The organism is Rhodococcus maanshanensis NBRC 100610 (assembly GCF_001894865.1).
Lineage (GTDB): Bacteria > Actinomycetota > Actinomycetes > Mycobacteriales > Mycobacteriaceae > Rhodococcus_G > Rhodococcus_G maanshanensis.
In genome coordinates this window covers 1-2,949 of the sequence record NZ_BCXA01000082.1, presented here as the reverse complement: position 1 = coordinate 2,949, position 2,949 = coordinate 1, and the positions used below count along the sequence as shown (strand labels likewise).

General features: G+C 69.7%; 3 protein-coding genes. All 3 read left to right on the top strand.

What is annotated here, in order from left to right; translation table 11 throughout:
• On the top strand, positions 1-727 hold a 727-nt coding region (locus RM1_RS25750), incomplete at its 5' end, for an amino acid permease (protein ID WP_143187350.1).
• 49 nt (positions 728-776) lie between these two features.
• The gene (hutH, locus tag RM1_RS25745; protein ID WP_072754432.1) at positions 777-2,363 is read left to right on the top strand and encodes a histidine ammonia-lyase; all 1,587 of its coding nucleotides are present in this window, start codon (positions 777-779) and stop codon (positions 2,361-2,363) included.
• A 24-nt stretch (positions 2,364-2,387) separates the two neighbouring features.
• Positions 2,388-2,948 (top strand): HutD family protein, encoded by a 561-nt coding sequence (locus RM1_RS25740; protein ID WP_092667956.1) that lies wholly within the window; start codon positions 2,388-2,390, stop codon positions 2,946-2,948.
• Position 2,949: the final 1 nt, after the last annotated feature.

Sequence of the window (2,949 nt, the reverse complement as noted above, 5' to 3'; positions counted from 1 at the left end):
GGGTGAGGCGGAGGATCCGGAGCGCACCATTCCCCGGGCGATCAACACCGTCCCGGTGCGCATCATCTTGTTCTACGTGCTGACCCTGGCGGTGATCATGGCGATCAATCCGTGGCAGTCGATCGGGTCCGAGGGCAGTCCGTTCGTGCAGATCTTCCAGGGTCTCGGCATCGGACCGGCGGCGACGGTGTTGAACATCGTGGTGATCACCGCGGCGTTGTCGGCGATCAACAGCGACATCTTCGGTGCGGGCCGGATGATGTTCGGTATGGCCCAGCGCGGTCAGGCGCCCGCGGTGATGGGGAAGGTCTCCCGCAACGGGGTGCCGTGGATGACGGTGGTCATCATGACGGTCACGCTGCTGGTCGGGGCGCTCCTGAACTACCTGATCCCGGACAGGGTGTTCCTGGTCATCGCGTCCATCGCGACCTTCGCGACGATCTTCGTGTGGCTGATGATCCTGCTCTCGCATTACCGGTCCCGGCAGCGGATGGATCCGGCCGAGGCCGCGGCGTTGAAGTTCCCGGTGCCGTTCTGGCCGTACGGGCAGCTGATCGCGATCGGCTTCCTGGTGTTCGTGATCGCGGTGCTCGCGTTCGATGCCGACACCAGGGTGGCTCTGATCGTCGGCGCGGTGTGGCTGGCACTGCTCGCCCTCGCCTACCGACGGTGGGTGCGACCCGTTCCGGTGCCGCCGGAGACCACCGTCGCGCTCCCGCTGTCCTGACCGACCCACATCTTCTCGATTTACCGCTCATTCGAAACGGAGAACAACCATGAGCACGAACACCCTCTCGCACGTGGACACGCGTGCACAGGACAAGCTGGAGCCCGTCGTGGTCGGGGTCGGCGCGGTGAGCCCGGAGGAGGTGGTGCGGGTCGCACGATTCGGCGCACCGGTGCAGCTCTCCGATGAGGCACTTGCGGCGATCGGGGCCAGCCGCGCCCGGATCCAGGCCCTCGCCGAGGACCCGAAGCCGGTGTACGGAGTGTCGACCGGGTTCGGTGCCCTTGCCACCCGGCACATCCCGCTGGAGCTGCGGGCGCAGCTGCAGCGCAGCCTCATCCGCTCCCATGCCGCCGGCTCCGGTCCGGAAGTGGAGCGCGAGGTGGTGCGGGCGCTGATGCTGCTGCGGCTGTCCACGCTGGCGACCGGCCGGACCGGCGTGCGTCCGGAGGTGGCCCAGGTCTACGCGTCGCTGTTGTCGGCCGGCATCACCCCGGTGGTGCACGAGTACGGCAGCCTCGGCTGCTCGGGTGACCTGGCGCCGCTCTCGCACGTGGCGCTGGCCGTGATCGGGGAGGGCACCGTGCGCGACGCGGACGGCGAGCTCATGCCTGCCGCCGAGGCCCTGGCCGCCGCCGGGATCGAGCCGGTCGAGCTCAAGGAGAAGGAGGGCCTGGCCCTCATCAACGGCACCGACGGCATGCTCGGCATGCTGGTGCTGGCCTGCCACGACCTGCGCAAGCTGCTGTCGCTGACCGATGTCACCGCGGCGATGAGCGTCGAGGGACTGATGGGCACGGACAAGGTGTTCGCGGCGGACCTGCAGGCGCTGCGCCCGCAGCCCGGTCAGGCGGTGGCGGCGGCCAACATGAGCCGGGTGCTCGCCGGCTCCGGAATCGTCGCCAGCCACGCCACCCCGGACTGCACCGTGGTGCAGGACGCCTACTCGCTGCGCTGCGCTCCGCAGGTCGCCGGCGGCGCCCGCGACACCCTCGCTCACGCCGAGCGCATCGCCTCGTACGAGCTGGCGAGCGCCGTCGACAACCCGGTGGTCACCCTCGACGGCCGGGTCGAGTCCAACGGCAACTTCCACGGCGCACCGGTGGCCTACGTGCTCGACTTCCTCGCGATCGTCGTCGCCGATGTCGCGAGCATGAGCGAGCGCCGAACCGACCGGTTCCTCGACAAGGCACGCAACCACGGCCTGCCCCCGTTCCTCGCGGACGACCCGGGCGTGGACAGCGGGCACATGATCGCCCAGTACACCCAGGCCGCGATCGTCTCCGAGCTCAAGCGGCTCGCCGCGCCCGCGAGCGTCGATTCGATCCCCTCCTCGGCGATGCAGGAGGACCACGTGTCCATGGGCTGGTCCGGTGCCCGAAAGCTGCGCCGGGCCGTCGACGGGCTCACCCGGGTGCTCGCCATCGAGGCGCTGACCGCCGCCCGCGGCCTGGACCTGCGGGCCCCGCTCGAGCCGTCGCCCGCGACCGCGGCCGTGCGTGAGACGATCCGCGAGCATGTCGAGGGTCCCGGGACCGACCGGTTCCTGGCCCCGGAGATCGAGGCCACGGTGCAGCTGGCCGCATCCGGCGCGCTCCTCGAGAGCGCCGAGGCCGTGGTCGGCAAGCTCGGCTGATCACCCCGCCCGCCGCACCCAGAGATGACAAATCGGACAACCGGTGAAACCGGCTACGGGACAACGTCGTTCCGTACCACGGCGTCCGACCGCAGGGTGGTGCCCTGGCTGAACGGCCAGGGCACCACCCAGGTGGTTGCGGAGACCGGCGACTGGCGCGTGAGCATCGCCGACGAACCGCTCGAGTCGACGTTCTCGGTGATCGCGGGCTACGACCGATTGATCATCCCGATCGGCTCGGTCGCTCTCGAGCTCACCGGACCGCCCTTCTCCGCGACGGAGGACGGTCGCGGTGCGGTCACCCCGGTGTGCCACATCGTCGAGCCGTTGCACACCTTTGCCTTTCCTGGCGAGTGGGCGCCGGCATCGCGGGCATCGTCCAGCACGCGGGCCCTCAACGTCATGACCAGGCGGGGTGTGGCTGACATGGCCGTGGAGATCGGGACGTCGGAGATTCCCGACCGTTCCGGGTCGGTCCGGATCTGTCTCGATCTCGCTACCGAGGACGCCCTGATCGTGCCACCCGGCGAGTTGATGCCGTCGGTAGAGCCGGGACGCTGCGCGATCATCTCGATATCGCCCTAGG

Coding starts and splice junctions, on each gene's coding strand:
- hutH (WP_072754432.1), top strand. CDS start 777: ATGAGCACGAACACCCTCTCGCACGTGGACACGCGTGCACAGGACAAG.
- RM1_RS25740 (WP_092667956.1), top strand. CDS start 2,388: ATGACAAATCGGACAACCGGTGAAACCGGCTACGGGACAACGTCGTTC.